The organism is Peptoniphilus sp. (assembly GCF_034090345.1).
In the GTDB taxonomy this organism is placed as follows: Bacteria; Bacillota; Clostridia; order Tissierellales; family Peptoniphilaceae; genus Peptoniphilus.
In genome coordinates this window covers 25,090-41,043 of the sequence record NZ_JAXDSS010000007.1, presented here as the reverse complement: position 1 = coordinate 41,043, position 15,954 = coordinate 25,090, and the positions used below count along the sequence as shown (strand labels likewise).

19 protein-coding genes are annotated in these 15,954 nt (G+C 30.6%); 14 read left to right on the top strand and 5 right to left on the bottom strand.

Annotated features, from left to right (window positions below; all coding sequences use genetic code 11):
- The coding region (locus tag SOR77_RS00430) for a hypothetical protein (RefSeq protein ID WP_320635245.1) at positions 1-336 on the bottom strand (336 nt) is incomplete at its 3' end.
- A 64-nt stretch (positions 337-400) separates the two neighbouring features.
- Positions 401-991, bottom strand: a complete 591-nt coding sequence (locus SOR77_RS00425) for a hypothetical protein (protein WP_320635244.1) — start codon at positions 989-991, stop codon at positions 401-403.
- 160 nt (positions 992-1,151) lie between these two features.
- Between SOR77_RS00425 and SOR77_RS00420 the strand changes: the two genes are divergently transcribed.
- The 10 genes from SOR77_RS00420 (at position 1,152) to SOR77_RS00375 (ending at position 8,723) form a co-directional block, all read left to right on the top strand.
- Complete coding sequence (locus tag SOR77_RS00420) at positions 1,152-2,018, top strand: YitT family protein (RefSeq protein ID WP_320635243.1); 867 nt, start codon at positions 1,152-1,154, stop codon at positions 2,016-2,018.
- A gap of 81 nt (positions 2,019-2,099) precedes the next feature.
- Positions 2,100-2,627: a sigma-70 family RNA polymerase sigma factor gene (locus SOR77_RS00415; protein WP_320635242.1), complete on the top strand. Its 528-nt coding sequence runs from the start codon at positions 2,100-2,102 to the stop codon at positions 2,625-2,627.
- Complete coding sequence (locus tag SOR77_RS00410; RefSeq protein WP_320635241.1) at positions 2,617-3,342, top strand: hypothetical protein; 726 nt, start codon at positions 2,617-2,619, stop codon at positions 3,340-3,342. The genes SOR77_RS00415 and SOR77_RS00410 overlap by 11 nt, the downstream gene beginning before the upstream one ends.
- A gap of 88 nt (positions 3,343-3,430) precedes the next feature.
- Positions 3,431-3,865, top strand: a complete 435-nt coding sequence (locus SOR77_RS00405) for a universal stress protein (RefSeq protein ID WP_004821956.1) — start codon at positions 3,431-3,433, stop codon at positions 3,863-3,865.
- A gap of 119 nt (positions 3,866-3,984) precedes the next feature.
- Complete coding sequence (gene metG / locus SOR77_RS00400; protein WP_320635240.1) at positions 3,985-5,943, top strand: methionine--tRNA ligase; 1,959 nt, start codon at positions 3,985-3,987, stop codon at positions 5,941-5,943.
- 5 nt (positions 5,944-5,948) lie between these two features.
- Positions 5,949-6,716, top strand: coding sequence for a TatD family hydrolase (locus tag SOR77_RS00395; RefSeq protein WP_320635246.1), 768 nt, complete (start codon positions 5,949-5,951; stop codon positions 6,714-6,716).
- On the top strand, positions 6,709-7,257 hold the full coding sequence (gene rnmV / locus SOR77_RS00390) for a ribonuclease M5 (RefSeq protein ID WP_320635239.1): 549 nt from the start codon (positions 6,709-6,711) through the stop codon (positions 7,255-7,257). The genes SOR77_RS00395 and rnmV overlap by 8 nt, the downstream gene beginning before the upstream one ends.
- Before the next feature lie 6 nt (positions 7,258-7,263).
- Entirely contained in the window at positions 7,264-8,106 is an 843-nt protein-coding gene (gene rsmA / locus SOR77_RS00385; protein ID WP_004821965.1) for a 16S rRNA (adenine(1518)-N(6)/adenine(1519)-N(6))-dimethyltransferase RsmA, read from the top strand.
- Between the two features lie 9 nt (positions 8,107-8,115).
- The gene (locus SOR77_RS00380; protein WP_320635238.1) at positions 8,116-8,439 is read left to right on the top strand and encodes a metalloregulator ArsR/SmtB family transcription factor; all 324 of its coding nucleotides are present in this window, start codon (positions 8,116-8,118) and stop codon (positions 8,437-8,439) included.
- 53 nt (positions 8,440-8,492) lie between these two features.
- Positions 8,493-8,723: a glutaredoxin family protein gene (locus SOR77_RS00375; protein WP_040552788.1), complete on the top strand. Its 231-nt coding sequence runs from the start codon at positions 8,493-8,495 to the stop codon at positions 8,721-8,723.
- Positions 8,724-8,805: 82 nt separating this feature from the next.
- Here the strand turns inward: SOR77_RS00375 and lysA are convergent, their stop codons facing one another.
- The 3 genes from lysA to SOR77_RS00360 form a co-directional block, all read right to left on the bottom strand.
- The gene (lysA, locus tag SOR77_RS00370; RefSeq protein ID WP_320635237.1) at positions 8,806-10,062 is read right to left on the bottom strand and encodes a diaminopimelate decarboxylase; all 1,257 of its coding nucleotides are present in this window, start codon (positions 10,060-10,062) and stop codon (positions 8,806-8,808) included.
- 37 nt (positions 10,063-10,099) lie between these two features.
- Positions 10,100-11,137, bottom strand: coding sequence for a polysaccharide deacetylase family protein (locus SOR77_RS00365; RefSeq protein WP_320635236.1), 1,038 nt, complete (start codon positions 11,135-11,137; stop codon positions 10,100-10,102).
- Between the two features lie 461 nt (positions 11,138-11,598).
- Positions 11,599-12,444, bottom strand: coding sequence for a MurR/RpiR family transcriptional regulator (locus SOR77_RS00360; protein ID WP_172463311.1), 846 nt, complete (start codon positions 12,442-12,444; stop codon positions 11,599-11,601).
- A 255-nt stretch (positions 12,445-12,699) separates the two neighbouring features.
- On the opposite strand from SOR77_RS00360, the gene SOR77_RS00355 reads away from it, so the two are divergent.
- The 4 genes from SOR77_RS00355 (at position 12,700) to SOR77_RS00340 (ending at position 15,948) form a co-directional block, all read left to right on the top strand.
- The gene (locus SOR77_RS00355) at positions 12,700-13,980 is read left to right on the top strand and encodes a dicarboxylate/amino acid:cation symporter (RefSeq protein WP_115311972.1); all 1,281 of its coding nucleotides are present in this window, start codon (positions 12,700-12,702) and stop codon (positions 13,978-13,980) included.
- A 13-nt stretch (positions 13,981-13,993) separates the two neighbouring features.
- Positions 13,994-14,989 (top strand): aminopeptidase, encoded by a 996-nt coding sequence (locus SOR77_RS00350; RefSeq protein ID WP_218563699.1) that lies wholly within the window; start codon positions 13,994-13,996, stop codon positions 14,987-14,989.
- A 153-nt stretch (positions 14,990-15,142) separates the two neighbouring features.
- Entirely contained in the window at positions 15,143-15,358 is a 216-nt protein-coding gene (locus SOR77_RS00345) for a nitrilase-related carbon-nitrogen hydrolase (RefSeq protein WP_320635235.1), read from the top strand.
- 125 nt (positions 15,359-15,483) lie between these two features.
- Complete coding sequence (locus SOR77_RS00340; RefSeq protein ID WP_320635234.1) at positions 15,484-15,948, top strand: nitrilase-related carbon-nitrogen hydrolase; 465 nt, start codon at positions 15,484-15,486, stop codon at positions 15,946-15,948.
- Positions 15,949-15,954: the final 6 nt, after the last annotated feature.

Sequence of the window (15,954 nt, the reverse complement as noted above, 5' to 3'; positions counted from 1 at the left end):
TAAATCTAAATCACTTTCAGCCAAATCACCTTTATAAGTTAAATAACAATCGACTTGCAAAGATTTAGCTGTGAGTTTATCATTGGTAGGGAATTTTTCAGAATACTGCTCTATTATACTTTGGTCAATGGGCTTTATTGTGTAGACAGCTTTAAAATTTTCATTTTCTCCCTCGAATGTATAATAAGGTTCATAGTCATTTCTAATATTGTACTCAGAATATGATAAATATTCGGGAGACTTTCTAAGTGCAGCTACTGTTTCTTTATTATCTTTTTTTTCAGCACAAGCTGTCAAAAATAGCAATAGCATTAAAACAATTAGTATTTTTTTCATACATACCTCCAAAAAGGCTCTGTATTAAATCTATTAAAAGATAAAACAGAGCCTTGAACATAATTTAATTTACCTTTAAGTCTATGTCAAAATTAAATTCCGGCATTGTCTTAGATTGAGCGTTTATTTTTATAACGGATGATTCATTTACTTTAGAAGAAAATGATTCGGGTATTAACATATCTTTTGAGATAGCTTCTTTGCCGGTTAGAATTTTAACTAGAGTTTCTTTAGATAATTCACTAGTAGAAGCTTCAAATACATCAGTAAGAGAAGTTTTAAATGAAACATCTGTTATATCGGGGAGTTCTCCCAATGAATCTCCAGTATATGTAAGATATATATTTACTTTATATACAGGATTTTGTTCCATGATTTTTTGAAGTTCATCAGAGTTTGTACCGGCGTGTTCATCAGCTAAAGATTTTAAATATTCTTCGGTTACAGGAGTTACGATAGCTCTTGCTTCAAAGTTTTCGTTTTGTCCTGTGTATGAATATAGAATTTCTTCTTCATTGTTAATTTTTTTATCAGTTTCTTGGGCGCTTTTATTTTCAGATGCAGTTGTAGTGTCTTTAGAATTATTTTTTGGTTCATTCTTTGCACAAGCACTGAGTAGAACGAGTGCAATAAGTAATAAGCTTAGTTTTTTCATAGAATACCTCCTTATTTATCTTATTTTTATTATACCACATAATTAAAATCTAAAACTTTGACAATATTTAATAGTTAGTAAAGAGATAATTACAATAAAATAATAAATAAGGTTTACTATTTAAGCTCTTAATCCTATAATCAAAGTAGGAGGGATAAGTTTGAAATTTAATATCACAAAAGAAGTATTTATAAAAAAACTCTTTGCAATTTTGATAGGAAATTTATTTTGCGCAATGGCTTTTGTGTTGTTGTTGCGACCTAATCAACTAATATCCGGAGGGGTTACAGGGTTATCAGCTCTTTTAGATTTATATCTCCCAATTCCAATAGGTTTGATTTTATTTTTATTAAATTTACCTCCTATGATACTTGGGATTATGTATTTGGATATGAAATTTATGTTTTTTTCGACTATATCGATATTTTTGATATCTTTTTATGTAGGAGTTTTAGACTCTATAACAGCATCAGGATTTATAATCACCAAAGATGTTTTACTATCTTGTATATTTGGGGGAGTCCTAAATGGAATTGGAATGGGAATTACACTGAGAAATGGATGCTCAACGGGTGGACTTGATATAATTGGGGCAATAATAAAAAAGAAGTACAGTATTTCTGTAGGTAATGTATTAATGATAATAAACTTTTTTATAATAATGTTATCGTCTTTTATATATTCTTTAGACAGGGCACTTTATACACTTGTTGCATTATTTATCGCATATAGGGTGATGGATAAAATCCATTTAGGAGTCGGAAAGCAAAAGCAAGTATTTATAATAAGTGAACATGATGAAAAAATTGTAAATAGTATTTATAGCAATATGAATAGAGGGATGACATATATTTACGGAGAAGGGGCATATAGTCATAATAAATTTAAGATAATATATATGATATGTACTCCGATTGAAGTAGTAAAGGTTAAATCGATAATAAATAAAATAGATAAAGGAGCATTTGTTGCGGTTAGTGATACCTCGGATATTCAAGGTCATGGTTTTAGATATATAGAAATTTAGTACCATTTAAGTGGTACTTTTTTTGTAATATTTTTCAATTTATTACGTATTCATTATTATAAGCTAATAAGGAGGGAATGAATGACGGATTCAGAAAGTTTTAAAGATATAGATTCTGAACAATTATATGAAATATATTTTGATAGAATTTATAAATTTGTTTCTCATCGTATTTTAAATAAAGAGGATGCGGAAGATTTGTCAGCAGAAGTATTTATGCGGCTAAGTGAAAAATTAAATAGTTATGATTCAACTAAAGGGACTTTGGATACTTGGGTTTTTAGGATAACTAGAAATATGATAACTGATTATTATAGAAAATCTAATGTTAAAGAAACGTGTTCCATATATGATTTTGCAAATTTTATTAAGTTTGAAAAGCGTGTTGAAGACAGTATAGAAAAGCAAGAAGAGTATGAATATTTAGAGAAGGCAGTTCGAACTCTATCGGATAAAGAACAGGAAATTATTTCAATGAAGTTTGGGGCTGGACTTGGCAATAAAGAGATTTCAGAATTAATGGATATAGGATATTCAAATGTAACTGTTATATTACACAGAGCTATTAAGAAAATTAGAAAGAGACTGGAGGAATATTATGGAGAATGACAGTAGCAGACTGGATAAAGAAATAGATTATGATATTATAGATGAATTTGACCAAAAAGACTTAGAAATTATCACAGAAATTATTGGAATGTATAAACCGTCAGAAGAAACAAAGAAAAGAGTTAAGAAACTTATCAGAAAGAAAAAGTTAAAGAAGAAAACAGAAATATTAAAGTATATTTCCGCTGTAACGGTGATATTATTTTTAATGCCATTTACTCATACGGGAAAGAGTTTAGTTAAAATAATGAAGCATACTGGAGGTAATATAGAAAAAATAAAAGTTTTAATAAATAAGCAAAAAATAAAAAGACATGAATTTAATTTAATTGAAAGTAATATTCAATTACAGAGAAAAGAAAATATAGCTGAGATTAAAGAAGAATTAAATTTTGAGCCGGTGGTGTTAGGTAAAAAATATAAACATATTATGTCTGAAATGGATGAAAATGGGAAATCGAATTATTTATATTCTTTTTATAAGTTGGATGGGAAACCGGTTAGAATTTTCCAAAGATTATTGAATCAATATGAAGGAAGAGTGTATTATTCTGGGAAAATGGAAAAAAAAATAATAGATGGAGTGAATGTAAATTATATAGAAAATGTTGGATTTGAGTATGAAAAAGAAGGAGTAGTAATTGGAGTTGACTATGAAGGAGGCAGCTATAAAGAATATGTTAGAATTTTTAGAGATTTGAGAAGACTTAAATGATGTTTTAAATGGCAAAGTTTAAGATTTAGATGTTGGGTTTTATTTTCTGCTAATGGGGTAAATCTAATAATAAAAAGGGGGAATCACAATGAAGATTTTAGTGCCTATAGACGGTTCAAAAATATCTAAAAAATCAGTTTATGTAGCAAAAGATATAGGTAAGAAGTATGATGCAGATCTGGTTGTACTTACAGTAATTCCGGAGACCAGCATATTTGAACAATACCCTACAAATTTCCCATATACTTTAGAAATAGAAAGAGCTAACACAGAAAGAGCAGAGTTAGTTTTATCAGATGTTGAAAATGAACTTTCTGACTATCCTAAGAAAATTGAAACTTTTTACACAAGTGGGAATCCCGCACAACAAATTACAAAGTTTGCAGAAGAACACGATATAGATTTAATAGTAATGGGGAACAGAGGATTAGGTGCTTTTTCAAGAACTGTGTTAGGTTCAGTTTCAAATAAAGTAATAAATAGTTCAAAAGTTTCAGTTTTGGTCGTAAAAGGAGACATATAAGAGGGAGCACATGCTCCCTCTTAAAATGCTCAAAAGTTGAAAATATAAGTGCTTTAGCATATAATTTATATATTATAAAAGACAGAAAAAGTCTTGTTTTTTGGAACAGGGGGACAAAAATGGAAAAGGGAAAATATTATTTAACAACGCCAATATACTATCCTTCAGATAATCTACACATAGGGCATACTTATTGTACAGTGGCGGCAGACAGCATAAAGAGATATAAAAAGTTACAAGGATATGATGTGTTCTTTACAACAGGCACTGATGAGCATGGACAAAAAATTGAAGAAAAGGCTAGAGAAGTCGGACTTGAGCCTAAAGAATATGTGGACAATATAATTGTATCTATAAAAGCTCTTTGGGAAAAATTAGAGATAGAATATGATTCATTTATAAGATCGACAGATGAACAACACGAAAAGAACGTACAAAAGATATTTAAAGAACTATATGATAAGGGAGAAATCTACAAGTCTGAATATGAAGGATATTACTGTACACCATGTGAGTCATTTTGGACAGAATCTCAATTAGGAGAAGGGCACACTTGCCCTGACTGTGGTAGACCTACAAATGTTCAAAAAGAAGAATCATATTTCTTTAGATTGTCAAAATATAGAGATCGACTTTTAAAATATTATGAAGATCACCCTGATTTCATTGAACCTGAATCGAGAAAGAATGAGATGATAAAAAACTTCTTAGAAAATTTAGAAGATTTATCAGTTTCAAGGTCAACTTTTGATTGGGGAGTTAAAGTTCCATTTGATGAAAAGCACGTTGTGTATGTTTGGATAGATGCGCTTTCTTGCTACTTATCTGCAATAGGATATGGAGCAGATGATGAAAAATTCAATTCTTTCTGGCCGGCAGATGTACACTTGGTAGGTAAAGAAATTACGAGATTCCACACTATAATTTGGCCGGCAATTTTAATGGCATTGGATTTACCGCTTCCTAAAAAAGTTTTTGGTCATGGATGGATATTATTCGACAACGATAAGATGAGCAAATCTAAGGGGAATATAATCTATCCGGAACCAATTATAGACTTATATGGAATAGATGCTCTTAAATATTTCTTGCTTAGAGAATTTAGCTTTGGAGCAGACGGTTCATTTAATAGAGAAAAATTCATAAGAAGATTAAATTCAGACCTTGCAAATGACCTTGGCAACTTAGTATCTCGTACAATATCAATGATTGAAAAGTACAATGATGGATATATACCAGAAGCTATAGAATTTGAAAAAGTTGATGAAGACTTGAAAAAAATAGCAATAGGAACTGCTGATAAGGTAGACGAAGCTATGGAACACTTCCAATTCTCAGTTGCGCTTGAAGAAATTTGGAACCTTATAAGACGTTCAAATAAATATGTAGATGAAACAACACCATGGATATTGGCAAAAGATGAAGACAAGAGAAAGAGACTTGATACAGTACTTTACAATTTAGCAGAATCGCTAAGAGTTGTGTCAGTATTGATTTCACCATTTCTTTCAAAAACTTCAATCTCAATCAGAAAATCGCTTAAAATTAAAGATGAGATTTCATGGGAAGATGCTAAGACTTGGGGACTTTGCGTTGCAGGTGAAAAAGTTAAGAATTTAGGAGTTCTTTTCCCAAGACTTGATGTTGAAAAAGAACTTGAAAGACTTAACACAGCAAACCAAGAGTTGATAGACCAAAGAGCGGCAGAGAAGAAAGCTTGGGCTGGAGAAGCTGAAGAAGTAGCAGGAAAGCCGGAAATCACTCTTGATGACTTTGATAAATTAGAAATCAAAGTAGCTTTAATAGAATCAGTAGAAGATCATCCAAATGCAGATAGACTTTATCTTTTGAATTTAAAATTAGGCGAAGAAAAAAGAGTTGTAGTTTCAAATATAAAGAGTAAATTCAGTAAGGAATATCTAACTGGAAAGAAAATACTTGTTATAACTAACTTAAAGCCACATAACTTCAGAGGAGTTTTTTCAGAAGGTATGATTTTAGCGGCTGAAGATGAAAAAGGAAATATATCTTTAGCTACTATACACGAAGATTTACCGGACGGGAGCGTGATTTGTTAATGGGAATTATAGATTCTCATGCACACTTAGATAGTGAAAGATTTGATTACGATAGAGATATCGTAATTTCAAATCTTGAAGAAAATGGAGTTGAAAGAGTTTATAACATAGGGGCAGATTTAGAATCTTCAATAGTCTCTGTTGAACTCGCATCAATATACGAAAATTTGAGAGCAGTTATTGGGGTGCATCCTCATTCTGCTGATGAATATAATGACGAAGTAGAAAATAAGCTAATAGAACTTGCCAAAAATGAAAATGTAAAGGCAATAGGTGAAATAGGATTAGATTATTACTATGACTATTCACCTAGAGATACTCAAAGAGAAGTGTTTATAAGACAGATTGAACTGGCTCATAAGTTGAACTTGCCGATAGTAGTTCACACAAGAGATGCAGTGCAAGAAACTTTTGATATTATAAAAGCAGCTAAGGAAGAGCATCCCGATTTAAAATTTTTAATACATTGTTTTACACAGTCTGTTGAGATGATGAGAGAATATATAAAGTTGGGTTGCTATATAGCACTTGGGGGAACTGTAACTTTTAAAAATTCTGTCCACCCTAAAGAAGTTGCAAAAGAAGTGCCTTTGGAGATGTTGGTCTTAGAAACTGACTCGCCTTATCTTGCACCAACACCTATGAGAGGCAAGAGGAACGAGCCGATGTTTATAAAACATACTGCAAAAGAAATAGCTAAGATAAGAGGAATGAAGGTTCAAGAAATTATAGATATAACTGCTGAAAATGCAAAGAGGTTTTACAATGATTAAAGAAGTGATAGTTGTAGAAGGCAGAGATGATATCACAGCTGTAAAAGGTGCATTGGAATGCGATGTAATTCAAACTCATGGATTTGGATACGGCAGAAGGCTCATAAATCAATTAAAGGATATTCAAAAGAAGAGGGGACTAATAGTTTTCACAGACCCTGACTATATGGGAAAGAAGATAAGAAATGACATATCTTCACAGGTTAAAGGTGTAAAACACGCATTTTTATCACAGTCGAAAGCCACTAAGAGAGATAATATAGGAATTGAAAATGCCAAAGCTGAAGATATAAGAACAGCGATAATGAATGCGCGCCCTGATTTTGAAGAAAAGACGAATTTATTTAATGAGGCTATGTTGATGAGATATGGGTTGACTGGAAGAACTGATTCAAAAAGCAAGAGAGAAATTGTTGGAGATGTTTTAAAAATAGGACACGGTAATGCAAAACAAATGGTCAATAAACTCAATGGTTTTAAAATAACCATAGAAGAATTTGAAAACGCCATAAAATCAGCAGAAGAAATACTGAAAAAGTAGGTTTAAATGGAAAGACTTTATAAACCACATAGAGTGGTAGAAATATTAGATAGATATGGGTTTAAATTTTCTAAATCTTTAGGCCAAAATTTTTTGATAGATGGAAATATTGTCAGAAAAATTGTGGATGTAGCTGAAGTTGAGGGGAAGAATGTACTCGAAATAGGACCTGGACTCGGAACTCTTACAGAAGAATTGGCAATGAGAGCTAAAAAAGTTTTGGCTATAGAAATAGATAAAAAGCTAATTCCGGTTCATGAAGAAACTTTGAAATTAGATAATGTAAAAGTTATCTATGACGATTTTTTAAAATTGGATTTAAAAATATTAGAAGAAGAGTTTGAAGGTGAAAGTTTTGTAGTTGTTTCAAATTTACCTTATTATGTAACAACTCCTATTTTGACAAGAATTATAGAGCAGACAAGAGCTGAATCTATAACAGTAATGGTACAGAAAGAAGTTGCAAGAAGATTTTCAGCAAAGCCTTCAACAAAAGACTATGGTTCTCTATCAGTTTTTGTGCAATTTTATTCTGATGTAAAATATGAATTTGACGTACCAAGTACAGTGTTTATGCCAAGACCAAGAGTTGATTCTGGCGTAGTTAGATTTAAATTAAAAGATGATTTGGCAGTTGTAGATAGAGAAAAACTATTTAAAATTGTCAAGGCATCTTTTTCAAAGAGAAGAAAAACTATCATAAATTCTTTATCTACTTATGGATTTGATATATGTAAAGACATAATAGAAAATGTTTTAAAAATATCTAATATAGATTCTAAGAGAAGAGCAGAAACTTTGACACCGGAAGAATTTATAGTTTTAACTATAAATTTTCCCAAAATTTGAGGTGATAAAATGAGTGTAGAACAAGAGATTAAAGAATTTTCAGAACATACTGAACTAATTAATAAAATTTCAATTATCTTTAAATCTATGGGAGATCCAACTCGAATAAAAATACTTTACGCACTGTCAAAAGGACCAATGAATGTTACTCAAATTTCAAACGTACTTCAGATGAGTCAATCTTCGATATCTCATCAACTTGCAGTTTTGAGGAGCCATAATATAATAAGAGTTGAGAGAGTTGCAAGAAATGCTATTTATTCATTAGATGATGAACATATACAGTGTATATTTAAAGATGGATTGGTACACGCAAAACATAGATTAGGTTGATTAATAAATAAAGATAAGGGTATAATTCAAAGAGATTAAGGGGGAATTAAAAAATGGAAAAGATTACAGTTTATACTTCAAATACATGTCCGTATTGCACAATGGCAAAGGATTATTTAAAAGAAAAAGGAATTGAATTTGAAGAGAAAAATGTTCAAAACGATGCACAAGCAAGAAGTGAATTAATGGAAAAGGGGTATTCAGGAGTTCCTGTAATAGTTGTAGGAACTGAAGAAATTGTAGGCTTTGATAAAGCAAGACTTGACACCTTAATTGGAAAATAATTAAAAAGATTAAAGGCTCTGTAAATATACAGGGCCTCTTTTCATCATGTGTAATATTATAATGTACAAAGATAAATTATGATTAATCTATATCTCTATTTACCAAATCGTTGTAAGTTTCTCTTCTTACAACGAGTCTGTGTGTTCCATTTTCTGTAAACACTACGGCCGGTCTTTGAAGTGAATTGTAATTGCTTGACATACTATGGCCATAAGCACCTGTAGAAAGCACAAGAATTAAATCACCACGGTTTAGTTTTGGAAGCTCAATTTCTCTAATCAATATATCACCTGATTCACAACATTTTCCAACAATTCTAACATCTTCATGAGTTTCTGATTTAGAATTTGTAAGAGCAGTATATTTTGCATTGTATAGTGCCGGTCTTATATTGTCTGTCATACCACCATCAACGGTAACATATTTTCTCATATTAGGTATTTCTTTAATATTTCCAACAGTATAAAGGGTATATCCAGAATCTCCTACAATACTTCTTCCAGGTTCAATGGTTATATGTGGGCGAGTTGAATTTTGATATAGAGAGTCTATTTTTTTCATAATAGGCTCTAAAAAGTAAGAGTATGGTTTTCTTATTTCATCAGTATAAGTTATCCCAAATCCACCACCAATATTTAAATCATGTAGGGGCGAACCGGTAATTTTTTCTGTTTCTTTGATCAATTCGCTAACTGCATCAATTGCTTTTAAGTAAACTTCATTTTCAAAAAGTTGAGAACCTAAGTGGAAATGGTAGCCTAAGAATTTTATATTTTCATCTGAATTAGCAATTTTTACATATTCTAAAACATCAGTTAGATTAAAGCCGAATTTTGAATCCGCATTTGCTGTTTGGATATACTCATGAGTGTGCGCATCAACTCCAGGAGTAATTCTAAAAAGTACATTAACAGTTTTGTTTAGATTTTTTGCATATTTTGAAATTATTGATAATTCATCGGCTCCATCTATTATAAATTTACCGACGTTATTTTCTATTGCAAATGAAATTTCTTCTTCGAGTTTGTTATTACCATTGAATTCAATTTTTTCAGGTGGAAAATCTGCGTTAAGCGCGATTGCTATTTCTCCGCCACTGACAACGTCTAAATTCAATCCTTCATCTTTAATAAATTTTGCCATTGCGGTTGTCAAAAATGCTTTTGCAGCATAAGCGACACTTGTATTTTCATATTTATTTAAGAAATCTTTTTTTATCTCGCCAATTCTATCTCTCATGCCATTTACTGAATATATATACAGTGGAGTTCCATAAGTTTTCTTTAGCGTTTCAATACTTATTCCATCTATTTCTATTGAATTTTTTATCTTTAACATTTTGTTTCCCCTTTTAAAAAAAGGAGGGTTATCCTCCTTATTTTAGTATTCCAAATTTATAGTTATGTTCTTTAAAATAATCTATTACATCTTGTAGTGAATCAACGCTCAATTGTTTGTTTGTTGCATCGTGCATAAGTACAACAGCTACATCTGTGTGCAAATTTTGGTTCAAAGTTTTATCTAAGGTTTCAAGTATGCCTGAGTTTGTAGTAGGCCTTGTCTTTTTAGGTTCAGCATCTCCTGTCATACAATTCCAGTCAAGCCATTCTACATTCATTGCAGAGATTACACTGTCTGCTTCAGAGGTGTTTTGCCAAGACATATGACCGCCTGGGTATCTCCATGGGACACTGTGGAAATTATCTCCAAAAACTTTTTGGAGTCTTGCCAAAGTTAGTTGAGTTTCTTCTTTAATTTTTGCCGGATCAGCAACTCTTCCAGGATATAAAATATCATAATTGTGATAGAAAGAGTGAGTTCCTATTGCATTACCGTTATATATTGTCTTTCTTAATACAGGATAAGTTTTCTCTGTAATTCTACTTCCAACGACAAAGAACGTTCCGTGTACATTGTTTTTCTTTAAAGTATTTAAAACTTGTGGTGTAATCGAAGTATTAGGGCCATCATCAAAGGTTAAAAATACAAGTTTATCTTTTCCGGTGTATTTCTTTTCTCCTCTTATATAGGATCTAATTTCTGCCGTATCATATGCATAATTATTTGCCTGTACCAAATGGTTTTCGCCGGGCATAAGTTCTTTTTTCATAAACTCAAATTCATCATAAACAGCATTTAAGCTATCTTTAAAATTATTATAGTTTGGCATATGTGTTCTGACAGCACCTATTGAATCGCGATATGCTTTATCTAAAAACCAATTGAATGAAATTTCTTTAGAGGTATCTTTTTTGAAACTTCCAAGTATTGCTGAAAATATTTGTATTACTATAAAAAGTAGGACAAGTACACCTACGTAAAAAATCATTCTTCTGCGACGCATTTTTTGGCGTCTTTTTTTTCGCTTTAACTCTCTTTTATGATCTGATGTTCTAAATTTTTCTTCGCTCATAATATCTTTTATCCTCCATTTAAAAGAATATAACAATAGGGAATATTTTTCAAGGTATCATACTTGAAACATAAAATAAATTATTAATGTCATAATGAATTTTGAAGACAAAAATATGAAAAATTATATACTATATATAATTAAATGAGGGGGTAGTAACAGAAAAACAGCTAAACATATAGGAGAAGCTCTTAATACAATAAATAACACTATAAATAAAGGCGCTACAAAATAAAAGAAAATCAATAGAAACTTTGTCAAAAAAACAAATAGAGAGAATAATAGTATCGATAAATAATTATCATGGAAAGATACTAAATTTTAGCACGTCTTACGAGGAATTTATAAAAGAAATAAAGGTATAAAAAATTTTCCCCTAGTTAAATAGGGGAAGACTTAAGAAAGTAACATAGTTTTCTATGATTAAGTAAGGTGGATAACTTATTGTTGCAATTAGATATTTAAAATTTTTGATAAAGTTCAAAATCATTCCAAAAAGCTTCCTTTTTAGCCATTTTTTGCTCCGCTTTTTTTTCTTTAGCTGCTATAGAATTCAAAAGGGCTGTAACAATAGTTATAACAGGTATAAGGTTATCAGAGAAAGAAAGAATTTCATTGTTTATTAATAAAGGAATGGTTGTATATTTAACCAGAGGAGATGTAATTGAATCTGTAATACAAATTGTTTTAACTCCTCTATTATATGCATATCTATGAATATTTAAAGTACTTTTTAAATAACGAGGCAAACTTAAAGATATAAGGACATCTTTGGATGTAATTTCAGATATATCATCAAAATCTCTGTTGATGCCATCTATAATATAAACATTATTTCTGATCCATTTTAAACTCAAACCCAAAAAGTATGTAACAGAATATGAACTTCGTGAACCCACAAGATAGACTTTTTTTGCAGTAGAAATTATATCAACTATTTCATCAAATGTATTAGGATTAATATTATCTATTAGCCATTGAATATCGTCTTTACCTTTTTGCAATACATCATAGAGAATTTGAGTCTGGTTACCTTTTTTTTCAGTTAAATTATGTAGCCTTTGAGTCATGGTTATTTTTTCTCTCAAAAAATTTTGTAAATCATTCTGCATGTCAGAATAACCTTTATATTGAATAAAATTGGCAAATCTTACAACACTAGATTCACTGACTCCACATTTATAGGCAAGTTCTGTTGAAGTGTAAAAAACAGTCTTGTCAAAATTTTCAAGAATAAAATCTCCAATTTTTAATTGTGTTTTACTAAAGTTTTCTTTAAAATAATTTATTCTTTGTAATATATTCAAGTTTTCAAAATTTATTGAATTCCGCATAAAATCCCCCTTTTATCTATACATTATACAAGTAAAAACAGATAATATCAATTATTATATGAATAAATAAATTCTTATATAAATAAAAGAAGAATAATATTCTTCAAAATTAATAAAATGACTTGACTTAATCCGAATTTAAATATAAACTTAGAGTGTAAAATACTTGCAAGTATTAAAGGGAGGTAATAGAAGATAAAGTTTTAAAACTAAATAGGAGGAATTAAAATGACTGAAGAAGTTAATAAAAGAAAAATTCCATCATATGTAAAAATATTTATTGGACTAGTATTAGGAGTAATAGTAGGTCTGATTTTAAATAAGATGGGTGGAGAAGATATTCCTTTTATAGCTAAAAAAGTAATACCTTTTATGCAATTTTTAGGTGACTTTTTTATAAAAGCTATAAAGATGGTTTTAGTACCATTGGTATTTTTTAGTATTTTAAATGCAGCTATTTCATTGGGAGATATAAATGCTTTAAAAAGTATAGGATTAAAAACGATTCTATGGTTTTTATTAAGCTCAGCTTTTGCTGCTGGCGTGGGTTTAATTTTTGTAAATATTATTAAACCGGGAATAGGAATAACTTTAGGTTCAGTTGAAAATGCAATGGCTACAGAAGCTACATTACCAGGTCCTTATGAAATAATTTTAGGATTACTTCCTATCAATCCCATTAAGTCATTAGCTGATGGAGATATGATGCCTATTATAGTATTTGCTTTAATTCTTGGATTTGCGATTATTTATTTAGAAGAAAGCAGAACAAAAGAATTAATAAATATCATATCTGTTATAACCGATGCTATGTTAACAATGATTGGGTGGATAGTAAAAATAATTCCATTTGGGGTATTTGGTTTGATGAGTGTTACAATGATAAAATTTGGAACATCCATATTTGGGCCAGTGTTTAAGTTCATCATCACAGATTATATTTCAGCCTTGACAGTAACTTTAATTTTTTACCCAATAGTACTAATCGTACTTGGGAAAGTAAAACCTTTGCCTTTTTTCAAAAAAGCTTTCGAACCATGGCTAATAGCTTTTAGCACATGTACATCCTCAGCAGCATTACCTGTGTCAATGAGGGTGGCGCCTGAAAAATTAGGTGTTGATGATAAAGTTTCAAACTTTGTATTGCCTTTAGGAGCAACAGCAAATATGAATGGAACAAACATATACTTCGCATGTATAGTGGTATTTGCAGCTCAGTTATATGGTATTGAATTAAGTGTGGGACAACAAATTTTTATTGTACTTCAAGGTACATTATTGAGTGTAGGGTGTGCAGCAACACCTCAAATAGGTTTAATAATCAGTATTTCACTTTTAACTCAAATGGGGCTTCCTTTAGAGGCTACTGCACTGGTAGCCGGTATTTATAGGATAATAGATCAAATTCATACAGCAACTAATTCTTTAGGGGATTTAGTAACCTCTGTAATAATAGCAAAAAGTGAAAATAAATTAAATACGGATGATTATTATAATATGAGTTTATAAAGAGGAGAGAATTATGGATAACAGAATTATAGAATGCTTTGAAAGAGCTTATTATTTATTAGATAAATGTATGGGAGTAAAAAAAGGGGAAGAAGTTTTAATAGTAACAGATCCTCAAACTGATACCAGAATGGTTGATGCATTGATGGGAGCGGCCAATACACTTGGAGCGGAATGCGGTGTATATATGATGCCTATAAGAGGTAAAGACAAAGCTACTATTTTTCCTAAGTCATTAGAACTTGGAATGGAAAAGTGTGATGTGTTTATTGGAATGACAACTTCATCAGGAGCTGCTATCTATAATAATAGATTAAAAGAATTAATAAACGAAAAAAAATTAAGGGAATGTTCTATTTGCTTAAGAGGAATAGATAATTTTACTCGTGGAGGAGCGCTTGCTGATTATGAAAAAATATATGCCAACGGAGAAAAGCTACAGGCTGTGTGGAGAGGAAAAAAATTTGCTCATATAACAACTCCTGCAGGAACTGATTTAAAAATGGAAATGAATGATATGGAACCAATAATTGAATGTGGCATAGCTAGAAAGCCTGGAGATGCTATGGCATGGTCGGATGGAGAAGTATCTTTAGGACCAGTTATTGGAACTACAGAAGGAATTTTAGTCATAGATGGACCGATTTGTTATTATGGGAATCCATCAGAACCTGTAAGATTGAAAGTTGAGGGTGGTAAAATAGTTGAAGTTATTGATGGAGATCCAAAAATAGTAAGAGAAATTAGAAAACAAATTGATACTATTCCTGGAAGTGATAATATAGCAGAAATTGGAATAGGGTTAAATCCTGAAAGTTTATTCAATGGAGATTTTGAAGAAGAAAAGAAAGCTTTAGGAACTTGTCATATTGCAATGGGGAATGGCTATTATTATGGTCAACCTGCAACTTCTACAGTTCATATAGACATGGTTCAATACAATCCTACTATAATATTTGATGGAGAACTTATTGTAGATAATGGGAAGGTTTTATGTGTGGAAAATTAATATTTATTTAAAATAAATTGCACAAAGTAAAATAGATATCAATATAATCAATAGGTAATAAAAACATATCTTATTAAAAGGGAATATACTAATTGATGTTCCCTTTTAATGTATAATTTAAGAAAACATTTGCGTAGCGAAAAGGGGGTTTTTATGCCAAGAAAATTAAAAATAGCTCAAGGACAATTTGCATTGATTAATAATACAGAGCAAAATTTTAATTTAATGAAAAAATTTATTGAAGAGGCTGGAGCAAAAGAGTGTGATTTAATTACATTACCGGAATGTGCATATACAGGATATTCATTAACGGCTCTTGAATTACAAAAATTAGCGGAGACAAAAAATGATTTTTTGTGTCGGAAATGAAAAAATTAGCAAAAGAAAATAAAATTCATATATACGCAGGCTATCCTGAATTAGATGAAATAGTAGCTGGAAGAATTTATAATTAAGCTATATTTATAGATGACGAAGGAAATATACTGGCAAATATGAGGAAAGTATATTTATGGGGGGATGAGAAATTAAAGTATAGAGCAGGGGAGAAATATCCTGTAGTAAGTACTAAATTTGGCAAAGTAGGATTACAAATTTGCTATGATATGGAATTGCCAGAACCTTCAAGAATACAAGCCTTAAAAGGAGCAGAGATCATATTAAATGTTTCCTATTGGTCAATGCCTGCAAGAACAAGATGGTTTATAGATATGCGAGGAAATGCTTTATTTAATGTTTTATTTATGTCGGGAACTAATGCAGTAAAAGATAATTTATGCGGCAGTTCTATGATAGTAGGACCGGATGGAGAAATAATAAATAGGGCATCTGAAACAGAACAAGAATTGTTAATAACAGAAATTGATTTAGATTATGTAGTAGAAATGAGATCAAAATTTCCGTATTTAAATGATTTTAAAGAAGATACATTTACTATGGAAGCTCTAAATAAATATTGAGGTGAA

Coding starts and splice junctions, on each gene's coding strand:
- lysA (WP_320635237.1), bottom strand. CDS start 10,062: ATGTTAAAGATAAAAAATTCAATAGAAATAGATGGAATAAGTATTGAA.
- SOR77_RS00410 (WP_320635241.1), top strand. CDS start 2,617: ATGGAGAATGACAGTAGCAGACTGGATAAAGAAATAGATTATGATATT.
- SOR77_RS00415 (WP_320635242.1), top strand. CDS start 2,100: ATGACGGATTCAGAAAGTTTTAAAGATATAGATTCTGAACAATTATAT.
- rnmV (WP_320635239.1), top strand. CDS start 6,709: ATGATTAAAGAAGTGATAGTTGTAGAAGGCAGAGATGATATCACAGCT.
- SOR77_RS00345 (WP_320635235.1), top strand. CDS start 15,143: ATGCCAAGAAAATTAAAAATAGCTCAAGGACAATTTGCATTGATTAAT.
- SOR77_RS00340 (WP_320635234.1), top strand. CDS start 15,484: ATGAGGAAAGTATATTTATGGGGGGATGAGAAATTAAAGTATAGAGCA.
- SOR77_RS00350 (WP_218563699.1), top strand. CDS start 13,994: ATGGATAACAGAATTATAGAATGCTTTGAAAGAGCTTATTATTTATTA.
- SOR77_RS00375 (WP_040552788.1), top strand. CDS start 8,493: ATGGAAAAGATTACAGTTTATACTTCAAATACATGTCCGTATTGCACA.
- rsmA (WP_004821965.1), top strand. CDS start 7,264: ATGGAAAGACTTTATAAACCACATAGAGTGGTAGAAATATTAGATAGA.
- metG (WP_320635240.1), top strand. CDS start 3,985: ATGGAAAAGGGAAAATATTATTTAACAACGCCAATATACTATCCTTCA.
- SOR77_RS00380 (WP_320635238.1), top strand. CDS start 8,116: ATGAGTGTAGAACAAGAGATTAAAGAATTTTCAGAACATACTGAACTA.
- SOR77_RS00425 (WP_320635244.1), bottom strand. CDS start 991: ATGAAAAAACTAAGCTTATTACTTATTGCACTCGTTCTACTCAGTGCT.
- SOR77_RS00365 (WP_320635236.1), bottom strand. CDS start 11,137: ATGAGCGAAGAAAAATTTAGAACATCAGATCATAAAAGAGAGTTAAAG.
- SOR77_RS00355 (WP_115311972.1), top strand. CDS start 12,700: ATGACTGAAGAAGTTAATAAAAGAAAAATTCCATCATATGTAAAAATA.
- SOR77_RS00405 (WP_004821956.1), top strand. CDS start 3,431: ATGAAGATTTTAGTGCCTATAGACGGTTCAAAAATATCTAAAAAATCA.